Consider the following 19,939-nt stretch of genomic DNA (forward strand, 5'->3'; position numbering starts at 1 on the left):
CTGTGTCGGGCGGGCGGCTGCCGGGTCAGCCGCCGGTCGACTCCCGTACCACCAGGGAGAAGTGGCTGACGAACTCCTCCCGGTCCTGCGGGAGCTCGGCCTGGCCGATCCTCCGGGCGAGGAGCGCGACCGCCCGCTCGGCCATGGCGCCGTGATCCGGATCGATGGTGGACAGTGAGGGGACGAGGAACTCGCTGCTCTCGACGTTGTCGAAGCCGATCACCTCGACCTGCTCGGGGACCCGCACCTCGACGTCGGCGAGGCCGCGCAGCACGCCCATCGCCAGGGTGTCCGTCACGCAGAACACACCGTCGAAGCCGAGCCCGCTCTCCACCATCCCCCGGGCGCGCTGTGCACCCGCCCGCATCGTGAACGCTTCCATGCTCTGGGTCAGAGCGGGATCCACCCGCAGACCGGCATCCTCCAGTGCCTGCCGGTATCCGGTGTGGCGCAGGCTGGACACGTCCACCTCTTCACCCACCGGCCCGCACAGGATCGCGATGCGCCGGCAGCCTCGATCGATCAGATGGCGCGTGGCCGCCCTCGACGCGTCGGCATCGGGCATGGCGACGTGGTCCACCGGGCCCCCGATGATCAGCTCACCAAGGATGACCACCGGGTAGTCGACGTTGAGCCACTCGGCATCGGCCGAGCCCATGCCCACGGGGCTGAGGAGGAGTCCGTCGTACAGCCGGTTGCGTGAGAGGGACAGCGCAGCCAGTTCGTTCTCGCGCAGCGCACCGGTCTGCTCGATGTTCACCCGCAGGTCGTACCGCACGGCCGCGGCGACGATGGCGGCAGCCAACTCGCCGTAGTACGCACTGTTGACCCCCGGAATGGCGAGACCGATGGTGCCGGTCCGGCCCTTGCGCAGGTTGGGGGCTGCCAGATTGACGCGGTAGTCGAGCCGGGCCATCGCCTCGAGGACCTTCTCCCGCGTCGCCCTGCGCACGTTCGGGTGATCATTGATGACATTGGAGACGGTCATCGCCGAGACCCCGGCGGCCTTCGCCACGTCCTGGATGGTTGCCACGTTTACCCTCGGTCGATGGTGGGCGCAGACGCCGTGGCAGGCCTCAGCGCAGGTGGGCCACGGGTGCCTGGATGGTGAGGAACGAGTGCGGGGGAATCGTCAGCACCATTCCCTGGCCGGTTGACTTCACCGCGTCGAACGGGCGTGGGGCCACCGCCTCGGGCGTCTCCGCGGTGTTGTGGACCTGGAGCCGGTCTGCGGTCAGCAGGCGGGCGGTCGGCTCGCCGACGGAGCCGCCGCGCAGGTCGAGTGTCACCTCGGCGGGCTCCTGGGCGTCCAGGTTGGTCAGTGAGATCAGCACCGTGCCGTCCTTGATGCTGGCGGAGGCGGAGAGCGTGTCGAGTTCGCTGTCCCCGACCCGGCGCTGGGCGTTCTGGGCATGCAGGTGCACGGCGAGCGAGGTGGCGTCCTGATGGCCCTTGTTCATTTCGAAGACGTGGTACGTCGGGGTTAGGACCAGTGCGTCGCCGTCGGTGAGCAGCATGGCCTGGAGGACGTTGACGGTCTGGGCGATGTTGGCCATGTACAGGCGTGCCGCGTGCCGGTGGAAGATGTCGAAGTGGGTGCTGGCCACGAGGGCGTCGCGCAGGGCGTTCTGCTGGAAGAGGAAGCCCGGGTTGGTGCCGGGCTCCGTGTCCCACCAGGTGCCCCACTCGTCCAGGACCAGCCCGACCCTGCGGCCCGGGTCGTAGCAGTCCATGACCGTGGAATGGCCGGTGAGGATACGGTCGATCCGCTTGGCCTCCAGCATCGTGCGGTAGTAGTCGTCCGTGTCGAAGTCGGTGGCGCTGCCCTTCGCGTCCCACGGGCCGATCACCGTGTACTGGTGGACGGACAGGCCCTGGAAGAAGTTGCGGGGCGTGGCCTCGCAGCCGAAGCAGCTGATCTGCTGCATCAGCGTCTCGGTCCACTTGTAGTCGTCGCCGGTCGCGCCGGAGGCGATGCGGTACAGCGTGTTGCCGCTGTGGTCACGGCAGTACGTGGCGTACTGGCGGGCCAGATCGGCGGAATACTCCGCGCGCATGTTGCCGCCGCAGCCCCAGGTCTCGTTGCCGATACCCCAGAACTTCACCCGCCACGGCTCCTCCCGGCCGTTGGCCTTGCGCAGCCGCACCATCGGGCTGTCGCCGTCACGGGTCAGGTACTCCACCCAATCGCTCATCTCCTGCACCGTGCCGGAGCCGACGTTGCCGCTGATGTACGGCTCCGCACCGAGCAGCTCGCACAGGGCCATGAACTCGTGGGTGCCGAAGTGGTTGTTCTCCTCCACGTTGCCCCAGTGGGTGTTGACCATGCGGGGGCGCTGGTCCCGGGGGCCGATGCCGTCCTTCCAGTGGTACTCGTCGGCGAAACAGCCGCCCGGCCAGCGCAGGTTCGGGATGTTCAGCGCGCGCAGAGCCCGCACGACATCCAGGCGGATACCCCCCTCGTTGGGTATCGGCGAGTCCTCCCCGACCCAGAAGCCGCCGTAGACACAGCGGCCGAGGTGTTCGGCGAAGTGACCGTAGAGGTGGCGGCTGATCGTCGGGCCCTCGATGTCGAGGTTGATGACAGCGGTGGCGGTGGCGGTGGGCACGGGGTGGCTCCAGGGGGTGGGATGTGTATCGATAGAAGGGGCGGCCACGAGGGCTCCTCGGGGCCTGGGGAACCCCGGCCGTCGGAGGTCTCCGACGGCCGGGGCGTGGTTGACGGATGGTCAGCCGACGGTGCCGGTCACCTTGCTGCCATTCTTGGTGACCTTGTAGGTGGCGGTCTGGCCGCTGTAGAAGTGGAAGACCAGCGTGGCCGTGTCGCCGTCACGCAGCGAGTTGAGGAACAGGGGGGTCAGCACGATCGTGCTGTTGGGGTAGTCGGGCGAGAACGTCTCGTTGAACGTCTGGTAGGGGGTCCAGTCGGTCGGGCCGGCGTTGGTGCCGTCGGCGTAGGTGGCGTGCATGGTCGCCAGGTTGTTGCCCCGGTACTGGGTGGGGATGGTCAGGCCGTCGGTGGTACCGGTGGCAGCCGCCACCGACGGGTTGTCGTTGGTGACGATGTCGATGTTCCACGGCACCCCGGTGGAGAACCGGGCCTGGACCGTGGCGTCGGTGCCGTAGGCGCGGCTGCCGACCAGGCGGGTCAGCGCACTGGCGGTGAAGGTCAGCGTGGTTCCGGAGACGGTGTAGTCCCTGCCCGGGCGCAGCTTGGTGTTGCCCTGCCACACGCCCAGGAAGTGGGTGCCGTTGAGGTTCAGGGTGAGCGACTCGGCGGTGATCGGGGCGGACTTGGAGACGAAGAGCTTGTCGAAGGAGGCCGTGCCCGAGCGGGTGGTCCAGCTCGACTTGATCATCGCGATGATGTCCGGGTCACGCCACTGGAGCGTTTCACGGTTCAGGTAGTTGAAGGCGTCCCACAGAGCGGTGGTGACGCCGTACTTGCGCGCCGCGTATCCCAGCTGCTCGTAGTACTTCAGCTGCTCGCCCCGCTCGACTGATTCGGGCCAGAAGTAGTTGGGGCTGGTCAACAGGCCGTACTCGCCGAGGTAGACCGGGATGCCCTTGGCGATGAAGGTGTCGTGCATATCGGCGAAGGAGTCGTCCAGGTATTTCTGGGCGATGTCGCCGTACAGGGTGCCGCCGGCGATGTTCGCGCTGAACGGGTAGTAGCTGTAGAAGTGCACGGTCGCCACCAGCTGGCTGTCATGCAGGGAGTTGATGGTGGTGGACAGGTCGTCCAGGAGGGGCTGGGCGCCATCGCCGCCCACGGTGGGCAGGACGAGCATCCTGGTCGCGTTCGCCCCGCCCGAGGCGCGGACCACGGTGTGGAAGGAGACGTTCAGCTCGTTCAGGTACTGGGTCGCCTGCGCGGCCGTGGCACCGGGGAACCGCGGTTCGTTGATGCTCTCGAAGAGCAGGGTGCGTGGCTCGGACTTGAAGGCCTCGGAGATCTGCGACCAGGTGGAGGCGAAGCGGGCCATGACATTGTCATGGTCCGTGGTTATGTTGTTGACCCAATTCACCGAGTCGTGGTGGGCGTCGAGCACGACGTACAGGCCGTCGGCCTGCGCCCAGTCCACGACCTGCTTGACCCGGGCCACGAAGGTGGCATCGATGGTGTACGGCGCGGTGGCGGACTGGTGGGTGCCCCAGGTCACCGGGATGCGGACGCTGCGGAAGCCATTCGCGGCGATGGTGTCGAAGATCGCCTTGGTGGTCAGGGGGTTGCCCCAGGCGGTTTCACTGGGGGCGTCCAGGGAGTTGCCCAGGTTCCAGCTGGGCTGCATCTGCGCCACGGCGTCGATGGCCTTGGCCGGGACGCGGACGACCGGGTGCCGCGCCGCGCCGTGATCGTCGGTGGCGCCGAAGGCGGCGGTGCCGGACAGGCCCAGCATGACGGCCAGGGCCGTCAGCAGGGCGGCCAGGCGGCCGAGGCCGCGGCCTCTGGCGCGCCGGTGCGCGGGTGGCTGGATGTCGCTCATGCCATGTGCCTTTCTCGAGATGAGTGGATCTCTGGCGTGGTGCTGGTCAGGAAGTCTGTGTGGGGCGGGCCGGCTGCCGGAGGCGCAACAGCACGGCGGACGGTGCCGCCGGCAGGGTCACGGTGAGCTCGGCCGCATCCGGATCCCAGGCGCAGTGCGGTCGCCCGCTGCTGGGGTAGAGCAGGTCGGTGCTGACATCGGCTCCCCGCAGCCGGGGCAGCCGCAGGACTGCGGTGTCGTCCGCTCCGGGGCGGCGCCAGACCGTGAGGTAGGTGGTGGCCGGAGTGTGCAGGGCCAGGGCGATCCATGGGTCCTCCCAGGCCGGCAGGCCGAGCGGCCAGGCGGGGACGGCCTGCGGCAGGTCGGCGCGGATGGACTTGTACACCGCCACCCCCTCATGGACCAGCGCTCGTTCTCCGGCCCCGAGCTCGGTGATCTTCCCCGAGAGGTGGATGCGGCCCAGGAGGGCGTTGGCCATGGTGAAGGCGACCTCGTCGGGGGAGTCCTTGGCCTGCGGGTAGGCCCAGACCGCACCCTGTTCGGGGGTGACGGCGGTGGGCGCCGAGGCGGCGATCGGCGCATAGAGCAGCAGGTCCTCCTGGTCGCTGGTGGAGTGGAGCTGCAGCCGCGAGAGCATGGCGTGGTCGGCGCGCATGCCGCCCGAGGCACAGTTCTCGATCACCAGGTCCGGGTAGCGGTCCAGGACGCCGTCCAGCCAGTCGAGCAGGGCCCGGTTGTGGCCCAGCAGCCCGTCGGCCGGGGCCTCCCCGGGGTGGCTGCTGGTGCCGCGGGCGAAGTCGGTGTTGTGGTCGAGCTTGAGGTAGCCGACGCCCCACTCGCCGACCAGACGGTCCACGACCTGGTCGAGGTGGGCCCGGGCAGCGGGATGGCGCAGGTCGAGGTGGTACCGGTTGCCGCCATCCCCCGCACGCTGCCCGTCGCGGCAGAAGAACGCCTCCTCCGGCAGGGACTTGGCGACCGGGCTGGACACGCCGACCCCCTCCGGTTCCAGCCAGATGCCGGGCACCATCCCCCGCTCCCGGATGCGGTCCAGGACCTCGTGGATCCCGCGCGGCCCGGGGAAGCGGCTGGCGGCCGGCTCCCAGGTGCCGACGGAGCTCCACCAGTGGCCGTTGTCGTCGTCGTACCAGCCGGCGTCGATGACGAAGTACTCCGACCCCGCCTCGGCCGCAGCATCGACCAGCGGCAGCAGCTTGGCCGTGGTGGGGTCGCCCATCAGGCAGTTCATGTAGTCGTTGAAGATCACCGGCAGGTGGAGGTGGTCCCGGTGCGGGCGGCGGGTGATCCGGCGGTATCGGGTGAGCACGGCGAAGGCCTCGTCGGGGCCGCCGTCCGCAGCGAGAGCGAGCGCCACCGGCACCGTGCGGAACTCGGCCCCCGGGTCCAGCAGGTGCCGCCAGCTGTGATTGGCGTCGGTGGGACCGAACAGGGCCACGTAGGCCGTCTCGTCGCGGACGCCGCACTCCGAGCGCCAGCCTCCGCCGTTGTGCTCGATCTGCCACAGCCAGGTGCGACCCGATTCACGGTCGGTCAGGCCGCCCATGGGGAGGAACCGGCTGCTGGACCGGACGCCCCGGCCGGTCATGACCCGGCCGTTGAGGGCGGGCGAGGAGTCCCGCAGCTGCTCCTGCTTCCAGCGGAGCTCGGTGAACCACTCGTTATCCGCCCACATCAGGTCGGCGGAGTCCAGGCCCGCCGGTCCGTCCTGGGTGAGGCAGCCGGTCACCAGCGAGCTGACCGACTCCAGTTGCAGCGCATCCGGCCCTTCGTTGCGCAGGAGCACCTCGCTGCGCAGCACCGGCAGGCCGTCCGGGGAGCGGTAGCGCACCTCGGCGGTGAGCCCGGTGCCGGGGTCGTGGAGTTCGACGCTCAGCGTGTGCCAGTCGCCGTCACGGCCCGCGCGGTGGGAGCGGTGCCGCAGCCGCGAGGCGAGGTTGGTGTCGATGAGGTGCCGGCCCTGGCCCCCCACCGTCACCTCGACCAGCGGCAGCGGTGCGCCGGGACGCCTCGCGCCGTCCGACTCCCCGGGTGTCCCGAGGTGGACGAGTCGGGCGGCGCCGTCCTCGTCCAGGGCGATCTCCATGGCCAGGGCCGGGTGGCCCCAGCGGATCGTCTGCGCTGTGCCGTGCGTCACTGGGGTACGTCCTCTCGGGTGGTGCCGGGCGCCAGGCCGCGCTCGCGCAGCCAGGCCAGTTGGATCCCGGGGGTGGAGCCGTAGCCGCCGTGGTCGGCGAACGGCCAGACGGTGATGGTGCGGTCCACGCCTGCGTAGTGGTTGAAGGCGGCGTAGACGGTGGACGGCGGGCAGATGGGGTCCATCAGGCCGACGCTGAACAGCGCGGGGGCGGTGGCCCGCTGGGCGAAATACACGCCGTCGAAGTAGTCGAGGGTGGCAAAGGTCGGCTGCACCTTGTGCCGCCTGTGCCAGGGCAGGTACTTGACGAGCTCCTGGTAGGGCCCCTCGAAGGCGATCCGGGCCCCCTGGCGGAAGTGGCACAGGAAGGGCACGTCGGGGAGTACGGCGGCGATGTGATCAGTCATCAGGCCGGCCACGGCGAGGGAGAGTCCGCCGCCCTGGCTGCCGCCGGCCACGATGATCCGGCCGCCGTCGATCCCGGGAAGCTCGGCGACCGCGTCCACCGCGCGCACGTAGTCGGTCATCAGCCGCCGGTAGTAGTAGTTCTCGGGCGAGTCGATGCCCTTGGTCATGAAGCCCTCGGACCACTGGGTGCCGTCGCCCATCCCCCGGTCCGGGGTGTCGTGGCCCTGACCTCGGGTGCCGACGACCAGCTGGGCGTACCCGGCAGCCGACCAGAACAGGTGCTCGGTGGGCAGTCCGCGGCCGCCGCTGTAGCCCTGGTAGGTGACGACGACGGGCAGCGGGCCCTCTACCCCGCGCGGGCTTAGCAGCCAGGCGGCGACCGGCCCGCCGTTCCAGCCGGGGAAGTGCACGTCGTCGACCTCGACGGTGCGCAGTCCGTCCTGCTCGGTGACCCGCTCGGTCTTCACCGCGCCGCCCTGGGCGCGGGCCTCGGCGAGGGTGCGCTGCCAGCCCGGCACCGGCGTTGGGGTGGTAGTCGAGGCGGGCGATCGCCTCCTCGACCCGCTTCTTGGTGGGGGTGGAGATCGCCCGCTTGCCACTGAGGACGTAGCTAACGGTGCTCGGGGAGACGCCTGCCGCCTCGGCCACTTGGGCCAGTGTCACCATGCCGGTCAGCCCTTGATCGCGCCGGTGAGCATGCCGGTCTTGAAGTGCTTCTGCATGAAGGGGTAGACCATCAGGATCGGCACCAGGGTCAGCACCACCACCGCCATCTGCAGGGAGAGCGGCGCGGTCTGGGTGTGCAGGGAGCCGAAGCCGCCGTTGGTGGCGCCCGGCATGGTCATCCCGTTGCTGACGTACTGGAGCAGCACGTACTGCAGTGGCCACTTGGTGCTCTCGGTCGGCATGTAGAGCATCACGTTGAAGAAGGAGTTCCAGTAGCCCACCGCGTAGAAGAGCGCCACCACCGCGGTGACCGCGCGGGAGGTCGGCAGCACGATCGACCACAGGATGCGCCACTCGGTGCAGCCGTCCATGCGGGCGGCGTCGATGAGGTCGGAGGCGGTCCCGGAATAGAAGGAGCGCAGCACCAGGATGTTGAAGACGGAGACCGAACTGGGCAGGATCAGCGCCCAGTACTGTCCGTAGCCGCCGAGGGCGGTGACGACCAGGTAGGTGGGAATGAGGCCGCCGCCGACAAACATGGTGATGACGAGCACCAGCAGGATGGCGCGGTGACCGAAGGAACGGGAACGGGACAGCCCGTAGGCGCACAGCACCGAGACCACCATGGAGAGCAGGGTGCCGACGACGGTGATGCCCAGGCTGACCAGGACGGCCCGGGTGACCGGCCCGTCGACGAGCATCTGGTGATAGGCGGCCACAGTCAGCCCGTCGGGCCAGATGACCAGGCCGCCGGCCCGGTTGATGGCGCCGGGGGTGGACAAGCTGGTGACCACGACGATCCACAGCGGCACCAGGACCGCTGCGAGCACCAGCAGCAGCACGCCGCCCTTGAGGCCCTGCCCGACGGCCGTGGGCGGTTCCTCCCACACCGGGCGGTTGGGATGCCGGTCAGGACGGAGCGTCAGAGCCGGGGTCGGGGTGTCACTGAGTGTCTGGCTCATTTGCGGTACAGCCCGTCCTCACCGAAGGCGTGTGCGAGCCGGTTGGCTCCCCAGATCAGCAGCAGCGAGATCACGCTCTTGAACAGTCCGGCCGCCGCGCCGTAGCTGTAGTTGTTGGTGGCGATGCCGTAGTAGAAGGAGAAGGTGTCCAGGACGTCAGCGGTGTCGTGACCGACGGCGTTGCGCTGGATCAGGAACTGCTCGAAGCCGACGCTGAGCGCGTTGCCCAGCCGCAGCACCAGCATCAGCACGATGACGCCGCGCATGCCGGGCAGGGTGATGTGCCACATCCGCCGCCACCGGCCGGCCCCGTCCACCGCGGCGGCCTCGTAGAGGTTCTGGTCCACCGCGGCCAGCGCGGCGAGGAAGACGATGATCCCCCAGCCCGCTTCCTTCCACACCGCCTGGCCGGAGATCAGCAGCGCGAAGGTGCGGGGGTTGGTCATGATGTCCCAGCTGCCCAGATTGTGCTGGGCGAGCAGGTGGTTGAGCACGCCGGCCCCGCCGAGCATCTGCTGGAAGATGGTGATGGCCAGCACCCAGGAGAAGAAGTGCGGCAGATAGACCACGGACTGGATGAAGTTGCGGATCCGAGGACTCATCACCGAGTTGAGCATCAGTGCGAGGGCGACCGGAACCGGGAAGAAGAGGACCAGCTGGACGAAGCTCAGCCACACGGTGTTGCGCAGCGCCGCCCAGAAGACCGGGTCGTTGAACAACTGATGGAACTGGTCGAGACCGGCCCAGTCGCTGTGCATCACCCCGACCAGCGGGTCGTAGTACTCGAAGGCGGTGATCAGGCCGAACAGCGGCGCGTAGTTGAAGACCAGCAGCAGTGCCACGGCCGGGAGGGTCATGATGATCAGTGACTTGTCCCGGCGCAGCCGGATCCGCCAGGTCATCCTGGTCCCCGGGAGGCTCTTGTCCGCCCGGCCGCTCCGCGCGCCGGCCGCTCGCTCGGCTCTGCGGCTCCCCTGGGTCTTCTTGGGTTTGATGGTGGATGTCACGGTCACGGTTCCTCCTTGCGTGGCGCCGCCTGCTGGTGCGGACTACTGACCCGTGCCGAGCTTGTCGAGGATCTCGGTCTGGTACCACGCGTTGAGCCGGTCACCGCCGCTGCTCTTCCAACTGGCCAGTGCCGCCTGGTAGTCGGAGACCTTCTTCAGGCCGTGGGTGACGTCCTTGATGGCGTCCTGGACGGACTGGGCGTTGGCGATGGTGCTGAAGCGCGCCGGCAAGGTGATGTTCATGCCGTAGAAGACCGGCTTGTAGGCGTGCTTGCTCGCAGCAGTGCACCAGGCGAGGGAGTCGCGGGTGACCTGTTCGGCGCCCGGATTGAACACCACCGAGGGACCCGCGCCCAGGAACGGGAAGGTCTTCGACAGAGCGGTCTTCTTGCCCTCGGCGGTGTACGTGGGCAGACCGTTCTGCAGGGTGTAGTGGACGCCCTCGACGCCGTAGTTGGCCATCGTGTACTCGGCCGAGCCGAAGGGGGCGGACAGGTAGTCGGCGACCGCGAGCAGTTCCTGGATCTGGTCACCGGAGAGCTTGGCGTTGAAGTAGCTCAGCATGCTGGTGGAGGACCCGAGGAAGATCTGCGGGTCGGACTTGCCATCGGCAGCGATGATGTTGAAGGCGTCCCGGCGGTAGTTCTTGTTCGCGGCGGTTCCGGACTGGTAGTCACTGAGGCTCCAGTCCCCGGTGCCGCCACCCTGGATCAGGGCCTTGCCCGCGTAGAAGCGGGTGCTGGCGTTGTTGGTGTTGCCGGCCAGCGCGTCGGGGTGCACGTATCCCGCCTTGGCCAGCCGGTAGTGCCAGTCGAGGGCCTCCAGCATTTCGGGCATCTCGTAGAAGTGGACCAGCTTGCCGTCCACCACCTTGTATTTGTCCGGGAGCCCCCATGCCTGGTACAGGGAGGTCCAGACCTCGCCGAACGCCCAGACTCCGCCCTTGGCGTCGGTCAGCTCCTTGCCCAGGTTCATGTAGTCCTCGGCGGACTTGACCTGGTCGGCGGTGATCCCCTTGGCCTCCAGGATGTCCCGGCGGTAGAACACCGATCCGGACAGCGGCATCCCGCTGGCGAAGGTGGGAATGCCGTAGATCTTGTCCTGCCAGGCGCTGACCTGCCAGGCGAGGGTCGGGATCGCCGCCAGGTTGGGGTACTTCTTGATCTTCTCCCCGGCCAGGTAGGGCGTGAGGTCCGCCAGCTGGGTCCCGACCAGCCCACCCATGTTGAAGGTGTTGTTCCACCAGCTGGGCAGGTTGATCCAGTCCGGCAGCTTCTTCGCCGCGGTCATCGTCGGGATGATGGTCGCGTAGTCGTTGCCGTTCGCCGGCTTCATGGTGAGGTTGATGCCCAGCGCCTTGTTCATGCCCTGGTAGAACGAGTTGCCCGCCGACGGGAGGACGTCCCACATGGGGGTCACCGCGGTGTAGCTGCCGCCCTTGCCCGGTATGCCGGAGACGGTGGCGACCGGGTGGGCCGGGTAGGTCAGGTAGCCCGGGTCGGTGAAGGAACCTGCGGCCCCGGTCACCGAGGGAATGTCCGGCTTGACTGCCGTGCTCGCCACGTAGGCGGGAAGCGCCGCGGCCAGACCGGTCTTGCTGTTGGCGCCGCCCTTGCTGCTGGAGGACTTGCCCCCGCCGCAGGCGGAGAGCACCGGGGACAGGGCGGCTGCTCCCGCCACAGCGACCGCGCCGTTCACGAAAGTTCTACGACTCATGGCGATGCTCATGGGCTGCCCTTCGAGGGTGGGATGAGGAGTCGAGCCTCGTGCAGACGCGCTGTAGTGCAGCCGGACCCTTGCAGGGAACTGACGGCCTGTCCGCCGGAAGCCGTCGAGGCGCTTCGATGTTGCCGAGAGGTTAAGCGCCACTTTCCCCGGAGGGCAAGGCATGCACAGAGAAACGACAACTTAAAGTTTCCGGTGGCTACCAACGAAACTTTCTCTTGACGCTGGTGTGATCGCCTGTCAGCGTCGAAGGGCTTCACCACCGGCAGGGTTGCGCGACCGCGCCTGTCGGCCCGACTGCCCGTTCTGCAAGGGATCCTCACCTGTGAGCACTGCCGCCGTGTCCGCCACGCCCCACTTCCGCGATCCCGGGCTGCCTCTGGCCCAGCGCGTCGACGAGCTGCTCTCCCAGCTCACGGCCGAGGAGCGGATCGCCATGCTGCACCAGTACTCCCCAGCGATCCCCCGGCTGGGAGTCGGCGAGTTCCGCACCGGCACCGAGACCCTGCACGGCGTCGCCTGGCTGGGCGAGGCCACCACTTTCCCGCAGGCCGTGGGCCTGGGCGCGAGCTGGGACGAGAGCCTGGTCCGCGAGGTCGCCGAGGCGGTCTCGGTCGAACAGCGCGCCTTCCACCACCACCGCCCGCCGGCCGTCGGCACCGGCCGCACCAGCCTCCAGGGCTGGGCGCCGGTGGTGAACCTGCTGCGCGACCCGCGCTGGGGACGCAACGAGGAGGGCTACTCCGAGGACCCCGCGCACTCCGCCCGGCTCGGCGACGCCTTCTGCCGGGGCATGTCCGGCGACGACCCCGAGCATCTGCGCACCGCCCCCGTGCTCAAGCACTTCCTCGGCTACAACAACGAGGACGGCCGCTGCACCACCTCCTCCGGGCTGCGCCCCCGGGTGCTGCACGAGTACGACCTGGCCGCCTTCAGGCTCGCCATCGCCACCGGCGCCGCCACCGGCGTCATGGCCGCGTACAACCTCGTCAACGGCCGTCCCTGCCACGTCAGTCCGCTGATCGAGCAGCAGCTGCGGCGCTGGGCCGAACCCACCGGGCACGAGCTGTTCGTGGTCAGCGACGCCGAGGCTCCCTCCAACCTGGTCGACCCCGAGCACTACTACGAGGACCATGCCGAGTCGCACGCTGCCGCCCTCAAGGCCGGCATCGACTCCTTCACCGACCACGGCGAAGACTCGTCCGTCACCATCGGCCGGATCACCGAGGCCCTGGACCGCGGCCTGCTCACCATGGACGACGTGGACCTGGCCGTGCGTCGCCAGCTGTCGATCCGCTTCCGCCTGGGCGAGTTCGACCCCGAGCACGACCCCTACGCCGGCATCGGCTGGGAGGTCGTCAACTCCCCCGCCCACCAGGAGCTCGCTCTGCGCGCGGCCACCGAATCCGTGGTGCTGCTGAAGAACGAGGGGCTGCTCCCACTGCCCGCCGACCGCCGGGTCGCCGTCGTCGGCCCACTGGCCTGCTCCCTGTTCGAGGACTGGTACAGCGGCAGCCACCCCTACCGGATCACCGTCGCCGACGGCCTCGGCGTCCAGGGCGTGGAGGGCGTGGACCGGATCGTGCTGCGCACCGCGGACGGCCGGGCGCTGACCGCCGCAGGCCCCGACGGACTGCTGACCGTGGCGGAAGCCCAGGACAGCGACCCGTCCGCACAGTTCGACCTCTTCGACTGGGATCTCGGGGTGCTCACCCTGCGCTCCGCCGCCACCGGCCGCTACGCCTCCCTGCGCGACGCCGACCGCCGGGTAGCCGCCGACCGGGACCAGCCCGGCGAGTGGGACGTCCACGAGACCTTCCGGCTCGAACCCGACGGCGACGGGGGCGAGTTGCTGCGGAGCGTCCTCACCGGCCGGTACGCGCAGGTCCACGCCGCCACCGGTGCCGTCACCATGTCCGGAGAGTCGCCGGAGGTGGCAGCGGTCCTCACCCGCACCGTCGTCCGTGACGGCGTCGCCGAGGCCGTCGCCGCCGCAGCCGCGGCGGACACCGCGGTCGTCGTCCTGGGCAACGACCCACACATCAACGGCCGGGAGACCCAGGACCGGGCCGGACTGAACCTCCCGCCGAACCAGGACTGCCTGCTGCGCGCGGTCCTCGCCGCCCAGCCGGACACCGTCCTGGTGGTCATGTCCAGCTACCCCTACGCGCTGGACTGGGCAGCCGGGCATGTCCCTGCCATCCTGTGGACCTCGCACGCCGGCCAGGAGACCGGCCGCGCCCTCGCCCGCGTGCTGCGCGGGGATGCCGACGCGTCAGGCCGCCTCCCGCAGACCTGGTACCAGGGCGAGGACGAACTGCCCGAGCGCCTCGACTACGACATCATCAAGGCCGGCTGGACCTACCAGTACCACCGCACCCCCGCCCTCTACCCCTTCGGCCACGGGCTCTCCTACGCCGACTTCAGCTACTCCCGGCTCGCCCTCGACGCCGACCGCCTGCCCCAGGACGGAACGGTCACGGCCCGGGTCTCCCTGGGCAACCGGGGCGAGCGGGCCGGAATGGAGACCGTCCAGCTCTACGTCCGCGCCCTGGACGCACGCTACGAGGCGCCACTGCTGCGCCTCGCCGACTTCCGCAAGGTCCGGCTGGCGGCCGGCGAGTGGACGGAGCTGGAGTTCCGGCTGCCCGTCGAGCAGGCACTGGCCCACTGGGACGTCGCCACCGGCGCCTTCACGGTGGACCCCGGCCGCTACGAACTGCTCGTCGCCCGCAGCGCCGCCGACCCCGTGCTCACCGCCCGGTTCACCGTGGACGGACCGGCTCCCGGTCCCCGCCGGGCCGTCGGCCGGCCACTGCGTGCCGTGGATTTCGACGACTACCGCGACGCCGTCATCGTCGACGCCGGGCGCACCGACGGGGACGCGGTGACGCCTGCCGCGAACCAGGCCGCGCGGCTGGTCTTCCGCAATGTGGACCTCACCGGCGCGGCCACGCTGACCGCCGAGGTCTCCCGCACCGCGCCCGGCCCGGCCGGCCTGGACGTCTACGCGGACGGACTGCTGCTTGCTGCACTGCCGGTGGACTCGACCGGCGACCGGTACACCTGGACCACCGTCAGCGCCGCCCTGGGCCACCAGCACGGCACGCTCAGCGAACTGACGGTCGTACTCACCGGTGAACAGCGTCTCGCCGCGCTGACGTTCGCGCCCTGAACGGCGCCCACCCACCCACCACGCCGCCCACCACGCCGCCAAGGACTTCACACCGATGACCTCCGCCACCAGCCCGGTGATCCCGGGCTTCCATCCCGACCCCAGCGTCTGCCGGGTCGGCGAGGACTACTACCTCGTCTGCTCCAGCTTCGAGTACTTCCCCGGCCTGCCCGTCTTCCACAGCCGCGACCTGGTCAACTGGACCCAGATCGGCAATGCCCTGGACCGCCCCAGCCAGCTCGACCTCCCTCCGGACACCCCCTCCTCCGGCGGCCTCTACGCCCCTACCCTGCGCCACCACGACGGTCGCTTCTGGCTGATCGTCACCAATGTCGCCTCCGGCGGCGGCAACATGGTCTACACCGCGACCGACCCGGCAGGCCCCTGGTCCGATCCCGTCCGCGTCCCCGGCGTCCCCGGCATCGACCCCGACCTCGCCTGGGACGAGGACGGCACCTGCTGGTGCACCTACGCCGGGGTCGCCCAGGTCCGCCTCGACCCCTCTACCGGCGAAATCCTCGGCGAGCCCTACCCCGTCTGGTCCGGCACCCCCGGCGCCACCGCGCCCGAGGCGCCGCACCTCTACCGCATCGGCGACCACTGGTACCTGATGCTCGCCGAGGGCGGCACCGAACGCGGCCACAGCGTCTCCATCGCCCGCGGCTCCTCCCCCAGCGGCCCCTTCGAGCCGTGCCCGGCCAACCCGATCCTCACTCACCGCGGCACCAGCAAGCCGGTCCAGAACACCGGCCACGCCGACCTGGTGCAGGCGCCCGACGGCAGCTGGTGGATGCTGCTGCTGGCCGTCCGGCCCCAGGGCGGCACCCCCGGCTGGCACGTACTCGGCCGCGAGACCTTCCTGGCCCCGGTCAGCTGGGAGGACGGCTGGCCCGTCATCGGCGAGGTCGGTGTGGAGCGCGCCGAGCTGCCCTGGCCGGTGGCGGCCCCCACCCCCGAGCCGGAGCGGGACGACTTCGAGCCCGGCGACCTGGCACACCGCTGGATCTCCCTGCGCGACCGGCCCACCGAGCTGGTCAGCACCAAGGAGCGCGACAGCTGGCTGACCCTGCGCGCCCGCGGCGCCTCCCTGGACGAGCCCGACGTGGTCCTGCTGGGCCGCCGCCAGCAGCACCTCGCCTTCCGTGCCCGCACCCTGATCGATACGGCCGAGGGCAGCGGGGGGCTCGCCGTGCGCCTGGACGAGTTCCACCACTACAGCATCGAGTCGGCCCCCGGGGGCCGGCTCTCGGTCATCGCCAGGATCGGCTCGCTGCGCACCGTCACCGCCGAACGCACCCTCCCGGCAGGCCCGGTGACCCTCTTCGTCCGCACCGGACCCGCCCCCGAGCCGCACGGCGCGCGCACCGGCCCGGACTCCCTGGTCTTCGGCTTCGAGTCCGCCGACGGAACGGCGACCGACCTTGCCACCCTGGACGGCCGCTACCTCTCCACCGAGGTCGCCGGCGGCTTCACCGGACGCGTCATCAGCCTCTACGCCGCCACCGGGACCGCCTACTTCGACTGGTTCGACTACGCACCCCTGGTTTGCTAGGGCCTGCAGACACCTGTGGCGGTCCCGGTGCCTCCGGACCGCCACAGGCCCCCACCCACCTGTCCGAAGGGACAGCACGTGCACTCGACCGGCTCCACCAGGGGCTGGTGAACCGTCGTCAGCGGCGGCTCCACCCAGGAAGTGACCGGCAGGTCGTCGAATCCGACCGCGCTCAGATCGCCGGGGATGGTCAGCCGCGACTCCCGAGCCGCCTGGTAGACGCCCAGGGCCCGCAGATCGTTGGCGGTGAGAACGGCGGCCGGCTTCACACCCCGTCAGAGCAAGGCCATGCGAGCGCGGCACACGGACACCATCGAACGATCACCGAGTATCCGACCTACCCGTAAACGCCCACACCGCCCCAGCAGTCACCGCACATCACTGTTCTTCCACCCCGCGTTGTCAGCTCAACTGCCACGCTCCACCTCCGCCTTGGCAAAGAACTTCCCAATGACGATGTCAAGCCGCCGACGTGACGGTTGGTAGGACCTCGTAACACGCTCCGTCGCGGAGCATGGCCCACAAGACGTTGGCTCGTCGACGGGCCAGAGCGAGCAGGACCTGCTTGTGTCCCTTGCCCTCGTTCCGCTTGCGCCCGTAGTAGGCCTGGGAGGCGGAACAGGTTCTCAGACTGGCCATCGCGGAGAGGTAGAAAGCCCGGAGCAAGCCGCGGTAGTGCCGTGACCGGGAAGGTTCGCCGGGTTGGTGCCTTCGGATTCTCATCGTGAGGGTGTGAGTGAGGCCAGTGCGGTGGGTTGTACTGCGTTGGCGGCGGCCGAGCCGAGTAGTAGCTCGGTCAGGTTATGGGGTTGTGCCTGTTCGCCGGTTGGAGCCGCTGCTGCGATCCGGTCCAGCCGGAAGCCCCGGCCAGCCCGGCGTGTGCGGCACCAGGCGATGAGGTACCAGCGGCCGTCGGCGGTGAGCAGTCCGACCGGTTCCACGACGCGGTTGCTTTCGTGTCCTGCCGCGTCGGTGTAGGACAGCCGCAGCACCATGTTGTTGGCGAGGGCGTGCTCCACCGCGGTACGGATCGCGGAGTCGCCGTGCGTCGGCAGGGTAACGATCCGTGCGGCGAGTTCTTGGGCCGCCGCCGAGACGGGGCCGGTCATCGAGGCCACGATCTTCTGAGCCGCTGTGCGGGCCGCGCCGGCGTAGGGGGTGGAGGCGTCGGCCGCGGCGAGCGCGGCGGTCAGTGCCGAGGCTTCATCGGCGGTGAGGTGGATCGGGGGCAGGGTCATCTCCGGGTCGATCGACCAGCCGCCGCCTCGCCCGGGTATGGAGCGCACCGGGACACCGGTCTGCATCAGTGTCTGAAGGTCGCGCTGTACCGTGCGTGTGCTGACCTCGAACCGCGTGGCGAGCGCCGCGACCGTCAGCGGCCGCGGCGCCGCCGCGCGCAACTCTTCCACCAGCGCATACAGCCGGGCAGTGCGGTTCATGCCGCCGACGCTACCGTCACGCGGAGGCCAGGAAGTCCCGCTCTCGCCGTAGTTCCCGCTCGGTGATGGTCAGGGGGAACAGAGTGAAGCCGTGCATCGCGCCGGCGACGACGCCGAGCTGCACAGGCGCACCCGCCGCCTGCCACCGTGCGGCCAGGAACAGCGAGTCGTCCAGCAGAGGATCTTCGGTGCCGACGACGATCCGGGCGGGCGGCAGCCCGGCCAGGTCCGCGAACAGGGGCGAGACCTCTGGGCTACGGCGCTGCTCTTCCCCCATCCCCGGTGTGAACAGCTCATAGCTGCCCCGAAGCGTGTCGGTATTGCTCAGCAGCTGTCGGGGGCCAAACCTCCGCTGGCTTGGTGTCATCGACAGGTCGTAGGGGCCGAAGAGCAGGTGAGCTGCCCGGAACGCGCCGGTGATGCCGTGCCGATCGCGAAGGCGCAGCAGCGTCACGACGCTGAGGTGGGCACCGGCCGATTCACCGCCGATCAGCAGCCGGTCGGTACCGAACTCGCCCGCGGCGTGTTTCACCAGCCACCGGGCAGCCACTTCGCAGTCGTCGGGCCCGGCGGGGAAGGGGTGTTCCGGCGCGAGGCGGTAGTCCACGCTCAGCACGGCCAGCCGTGTCTGCTCGGCGAGCCGCCAAAGCCGCTCGTCCTGTCCGTCCGCGGACCCGAAAGCCCAACCACCTCCGTGGATGTGCAGGTAAACGCCGTCGACTTGGTCCGGCACGAAGACCCGTACCTTCACTGCGCCCTCAACGACGCGGTCTTGGCCGTGCGGCAGTCTTCCCGGTGGCGTGTCACCGCCGAGCCGGTTGCGCCGCAGGAGCGCCAGCGTGGCGGCGCTCGGCACCTGCCCGCGAGCTGGACGTCTCGCGGCGGCAGCCTCAAATTGCTCGTTGAACCCGAGGGTCTCGGGAAGGCAGTCCTCATCAGTGATCGTCATGCCCTCGACAGTCTCAGCGGCCCGCGACAACGCCCTGTCACCCTTTCTTTGTGAACTGCGTCATGCTTCTGCCGTGCTACTGGTGTGACCGGGATCGAACACCGGGTTAGTGCAAGGTGGCCTCACGTCGGCCGTCTGTGGTGACATGTCCGATCAGCATGGGGCGATTTGATGGCAGAGCCGGTCAGGGTGCGCAGGCTGTCCGGACAGGAGGGGCAGATTCTGCAGCGGATCGTGCGGCGGGGCAATACCAGCACGGTGCGGTTCCGCAGGGCGATGATGCTGCTGGCATCGGCGGGCGGCACCAGCGTCCCGGTCATCGCGAGGCTTGTTCAGGCTGACCAGGGCACCGTCCGCGGCGTCATCCACCGCTTCAACCAAATCGGTCTGGCCTGTCTGGACCCCCGGTGGGCGGGCGGCCGTCCCCGCCAACTCAGTCCTGATGACGAGAACTTCGTCGTCCAGACGGCCAAGACCCGCCCACGCAAGCTCGACCAGCCCTTCACTCGCTGGTCGATCCGCAAGCTCGCCGCCTACCTGCGCAAGGTGCACGGGCGGGGCATCCGCATCGGCCGGGAGGCCCTGCGCTGTCTGCTGGTCCGCCGCGGGATCACCTTCCAGCGCACCAAGACCTGGAAAGAATCCACCGATCCCGAGCGCGACGTCAAGCTCGACCGGATCGAGCTCGTCCTCGCACGCTTCCCCAACCGGATCTTCGCGTTCGACGAGTTCGGGCCACTCGGGGATCAGCCCGACCGGCGGGTCCGGCTGGGCCGAGCGGGGTCGCCCGCACCGGGTGCCGGCGACGTGTCACCGCACCCACGGGGTTCACCTACTTCCGCGGTCGGCGACGACACCTTGTGGGGCGTCAACCGCCGTCACAAGGGCGCCACCCAGTCCCTGGCCGCGCTGAAGTCCATCCGGGCCGCGCGACCGGACGGCGCCCCGATCTACGTGATCCTGGACAACCTCTCCGCCCACAAGGGCAGCAAGATCCGCCGGTGAGCCCGGAAGATCAAGGTCGAGTTGTGCTTCACCTCGACGAATGCGTCCTGGGCCAACCCGATCGAAACCCACTTCGGCCCGCTGCGGCAGTTCACCCTGGCTAACTCCCACCACCCGAATCACACCGTCCAGACCCGCGAACTGCACCGATATCTGCGCTGGCGCAACACCAACGCCCGACACCCTGACGTCCTGGCCGCCCAACGCCGTGAACGTGCCCACATCCGCAGTGAGAAAGGCATTCGTTGGGGCGGGCGCCCCCTCACCACGGCGGCCTGACCACGCCAACCCGGCGAACCTTCCCGGTCACGGCACTAGTAGGGCTTGGTCAGTTTCACTCTGGGTGGCGTGTCCGCTGGTCCGTGAGGGTCGTTGGGGTGGTGTGACACCTGAGGAGATGGCCGGGGTC

General features: G+C 69.5%; 12 protein-coding genes and 4 pseudogenes. 3 read left to right on the forward strand and 13 right to left on the reverse strand.

The features are described from left to right. Positions 1–25 precede the first annotated feature (25 nt). The 9 genes and pseudogenes from ACZ39I_RS41015 to ACZ39I_RS41055 form a co-directional block, all read right to left on the reverse strand. Positions 26–1,033, reverse strand: coding sequence for a LacI family DNA-binding transcriptional regulator (locus ACZ39I_RS41015; protein ID WP_467250752.1), 1,008 nt, complete (start codon positions 1,031–1,033; stop codon positions 26–28). Positions 1,034–1,076: 43 nt separating this feature from the next. Next, a complete protein-coding gene (locus ACZ39I_RS41020) occupies positions 1,077–2,609 on the reverse strand; it encodes an alpha-N-arabinofuranosidase (protein ID WP_467250754.1) in 1,533 nt (510 codons plus the stop codon). Positions 2,610–2,729: 120 nt separating this feature from the next. Continuing rightward, positions 2,730–4,487 (reverse strand): cellulase family glycosylhydrolase, encoded by a 1,758-nt coding sequence (locus tag ACZ39I_RS41025; RefSeq protein ID WP_467250756.1) that lies wholly within the window; start codon positions 4,485–4,487, stop codon positions 2,730–2,732. Positions 4,488–4,533: 46 nt separating this feature from the next. Further along, the gene (locus tag ACZ39I_RS41030) at positions 4,534–6,591 is read right to left on the reverse strand and encodes a glycoside hydrolase family 36 protein (RefSeq protein ID WP_467250774.1); all 2,058 of its coding nucleotides are present in this window, start codon (positions 6,589–6,591) and stop codon (positions 4,534–4,536) included. Between the two features lie 47 nt (positions 6,592–6,638). Beyond that, a complete protein-coding gene (locus tag ACZ39I_RS41035) occupies positions 6,639–7,568 on the reverse strand; it encodes an acetylxylan esterase (protein ID WP_467250758.1) in 930 nt (309 codons plus the stop codon). Next, positions 7,543–7,716, reverse strand: a pseudogene (locus ACZ39I_RS41040) (LacI family DNA-binding transcriptional regulator); the annotation flags it as partial. The gene ACZ39I_RS41035 and the pseudogene ACZ39I_RS41040, both read right to left, overlap by 26 nt. Positions 7,717–7,721: 5 nt before the next feature. Beyond that, positions 7,722–8,678, reverse strand: a complete 957-nt coding sequence (locus tag ACZ39I_RS41045; RefSeq protein WP_467250760.1) for a carbohydrate ABC transporter permease — start codon at positions 8,676–8,678, stop codon at positions 7,722–7,724. After that, positions 8,675–9,691, reverse strand: coding sequence for an ABC transporter permease (locus ACZ39I_RS41050; RefSeq protein WP_467250762.1), 1,017 nt, complete (start codon positions 9,689–9,691; stop codon positions 8,675–8,677). Before ACZ39I_RS41050 ends, ACZ39I_RS41045 begins: the two co-directional genes overlap by 4 nt. A 36-nt stretch (positions 9,692–9,727) precedes the next feature. Then, positions 9,728–11,413, reverse strand: coding sequence for a type 2 periplasmic-binding domain-containing protein (locus tag ACZ39I_RS41055; protein ID WP_467250764.1), 1,686 nt, complete (start codon positions 11,411–11,413; stop codon positions 9,728–9,730). A gap of 322 nt (positions 11,414–11,735) precedes the next feature. Here ACZ39I_RS41055 and ACZ39I_RS41060 point away from each other — a divergent pair, with 322 nt between their 5' ends. Together ACZ39I_RS41060 and ACZ39I_RS41065 are read left to right on the forward strand one after the other, a co-directional pair. After that, complete coding sequence (locus tag ACZ39I_RS41060; protein ID WP_467250766.1) at positions 11,736–14,585, forward strand: glycoside hydrolase family 3 C-terminal domain-containing protein; 2,850 nt, start codon at positions 11,736–11,738, stop codon at positions 14,583–14,585. A gap of 55 nt (positions 14,586–14,640) precedes the next feature. Beyond that, entirely contained in the window at positions 14,641–16,137 is a 1,497-nt protein-coding gene (locus ACZ39I_RS41065) for a glycoside hydrolase family 43 protein (RefSeq protein WP_467250768.1), read from the forward strand. A 92-nt stretch (positions 16,138–16,229) separates the two neighbouring features. On the opposite strand, the pseudogene ACZ39I_RS41070 reads toward ACZ39I_RS41065, so the two are convergent. From ACZ39I_RS41070 to ACZ39I_RS41085, 4 genes and pseudogenes are all read right to left on the reverse strand, one after another. After that, a pseudogene (locus ACZ39I_RS41070) lies at positions 16,230–16,403 on the reverse strand (substrate-binding domain-containing protein); the annotation flags it as partial. A gap of 193 nt (positions 16,404–16,596) precedes the next feature. After that, positions 16,597–16,836 (reverse strand): annotated as a pseudogene (locus tag ACZ39I_RS41075) (IS110 family transposase); the annotation flags it as partial. 20 nt (positions 16,837–16,856) lie between these two features. Beyond that, on the reverse strand, positions 16,857–17,576 hold the full coding sequence (locus ACZ39I_RS41080; RefSeq protein WP_467250770.1) for a helix-turn-helix transcriptional regulator: 720 nt from the start codon (positions 17,574–17,576) through the stop codon (positions 16,857–16,859). 16 nt (positions 17,577–17,592) lie between these two features. After that, positions 17,593–18,525: an alpha/beta hydrolase gene (locus ACZ39I_RS41085; RefSeq protein ID WP_467250772.1), complete on the reverse strand. Its 933-nt coding sequence runs from the start codon at positions 18,523–18,525 to the stop codon at positions 17,593–17,595. Between the two features lie 171 nt (positions 18,526–18,696). On the opposite strand from ACZ39I_RS41085, the pseudogene ACZ39I_RS41090 reads away from it, so the two are divergent. Next, positions 18,697–19,809: pseudogene (locus ACZ39I_RS41090) on the forward strand (IS630 family transposase). Positions 19,810–19,939: the final 130 nt, after the last annotated feature.

This window comes from Streptomyces sp. NPDC024687, assembly GCF_055559055.1.

Excerpts from the sequence above, each read along its gene's own strand:
- ACZ39I_RS41025 (WP_467250756.1), bottom strand. The coding sequence starts at position 4,487 with ATGAGCGACATCCAGCCACCCGCGCACCGGCGCGCCAGAGGCCGCGGC.
- ACZ39I_RS41030 (WP_467250774.1), bottom strand. The coding sequence starts at position 6,591 with ATGGAGATCGCCCTGGACGAGGACGGCGCCGCCCGACTCGTCCACCTC.
- ACZ39I_RS41045 (WP_467250760.1), bottom strand. The coding sequence starts at position 8,678 with ATGAGCCAGACACTCAGTGACACCCCGACCCCGGCTCTGACGCTCCGT.
- ACZ39I_RS41055 (WP_467250764.1), bottom strand. The coding sequence starts at position 11,413 with ATGAGCATCGCCATGAGTCGTAGAACTTTCGTGAACGGCGCGGTCGCT.
- ACZ39I_RS41065 (WP_467250768.1), top strand. The coding sequence starts at position 14,641 with ATGACCTCCGCCACCAGCCCGGTGATCCCGGGCTTCCATCCCGACCCC.
- ACZ39I_RS41080 (WP_467250770.1), bottom strand. The coding sequence starts at position 17,576 with ATGAACCGCACTGCCCGGCTGTATGCGCTGGTGGAAGAGTTGCGCGCG.
- ACZ39I_RS41085 (WP_467250772.1), bottom strand. The coding sequence starts at position 18,525 with ATGACGATCACTGATGAGGACTGCCTTCCCGAGACCCTCGGGTTCAAC.